This window comes from uncultured Psychromonas sp., from assembly GCF_947489755.1.
Classification (GTDB): Bacteria; Pseudomonadota; Gammaproteobacteria; order Enterobacterales; family Psychromonadaceae; genus Psychromonas.
Genome location: NZ_CANLFB010000066.1, coordinates 1 through 1,740, shown reverse-complemented (window position 1 = coordinate 1,740; position 1,740 = coordinate 1). Strand labels below are relative to the sequence as shown.

General features: G+C 50.9%; 1 rRNA gene. It reads left to right on the top strand.

Annotation, left to right across the window (positions count from 1 at the left end):
• Positions 1-1,728 (top strand): 23S ribosomal RNA (locus tag Q0794_RS18010); the annotation flags it as partial.
• Between the last annotated feature and the right edge of the window lie 12 nt (positions 1,729-1,740).

Here is a 1,740-nt window from a genome sequence, read left to right as displayed (position 1 = left end):
GCGTGGTAGAGGAGCGTTCTGTAAGCCGTCGAAGGGAAAGCTGTAAGGCATCCTGGAGGTATCAGAAGTGCGAATGTTGACATGAGTAACGATAAGGGGGGTGAAAAACCTCCCCGCCGGAAGACCAAGGGTTCCTGTCCAACGTTAATCGGGGCAGGGTGAGTCGACCCCTAAGGCGAGGCCGAAAGGCGTAGTCGATGGGAAACGGGTTAATATTCCCGTACCCTTTATTATTGCGATGGGAGGACGGAGAAGGCTAGGTGGGCCTGGCGATGGTTGTCCAGGTTCAAGTATGTAGGTGGGAGACTTAGGTAAATCCGGGTTTCTTTTAACACTGAGATACGATGTCGAGGTACTAAGGTACTGAAGTCATTGATGCCATGCTTCCAGGAAAAGTCTCTAAGCTTCAGATAATAAAGGATCGTACCCCAAACCGACACAGGTGGTCAGGTAGAGAATACCAAGGCGCTTGAGAGAACTCGGGTAAAGGAACTAGGCAAAATGGTACCGTAACTTCGGGAGAAGGTACGCCTTTGGCGGTGATGAGACTTGCTCTCTAAGCTGCTAGAGGCCGAAGATACCAGATGGCTGCAACTGTTTATTAAAAACACAGCACTCTGCTAAATCGTAAGATGACGTATAGGGTGTGACGCCTGCCCGGTGCCGGAAGGTTAATTGATGAGGTTAGACTTAGGTCGAAGCTTTTGATCGAAGCCCCGGTAAACGGCGGCCGTAACTATAACGGTCCTAAGGTAGCGAAATTCCTTGTCGGGTAAGTTCCGACCTGCACGAATGGCGTAATGATGGCCATGCTGTCTCTACCCGAGACTCAGTGAAGTTGAAATCGCAGTGAAGATGCTGTGTACCCGCGGCTAGACGGAAAGACCCCGTGAACCTTTACTATAGCTTAGCAGTGAACTTAGAGCCTACATGTGTAGGATAGGTGGGAGGCTTTGAAGCGTTGTCGCCAGATGACGTGGAGCCAATCTTGAAATACCACCCTTGTATGTTTTGAGTTCTAACCATGGCCCCTGAATCGGGGTTTGGGACACTGTTTGGTGGGTAGTTTGACTGGGGCGGTCTCCTCCTAAAGAGTAACGGAGGAGTACGAAGGTTGGCTAATCACGGTCGGACATCGTGAGGTTAGTACAATGGTATAAGCCAGCTTAACTGCGAGACAGACACGTCGAGCAGGTACGAAAGTAGGTCATAGTGATCCGGTGGTTCTGAATGGAAGGGCCATCGCTCAACGGATAAAAGGTACTCCGGGGATAACAGGCTGATACCGCCCAAGAGTTCATATCGACGGCGGTGTTTGGCACCTCGATGTCGGCTCATCACATCCTGGGGCTGAAGTCGGTCCCAAGGGTATGGCTGTTCGCCATTTAAAGTGGTACGCGAGCTGGGTTTAGAACGTCGTGAGACAGTTCGGTCCCTATCTGCCGTGGGCGTTTGAGAATTGAGAGGGGCTGCTCCTAGTACGAGAGGACCGGAGTGGACGAACCGCTGGTGTTCGGGTTGTATCGCCAGATGCATTGCCCGGTAGCTACGTTCGGAATCGATAACCGCTGAAAGCATCTAAGCGGGAAGCGAGCCTCAAGATGAGTTCTCACTGGAACTTTAAGTTCCCTAAAGGGCCGTTGGAGACTACAACGTTGATAGGCAAGGTGTGTAAGTGCAGTAATGTATTGAGCTAACTTGTACTAATTACCCGTGAGGCTTAACCATACAACACCTAAG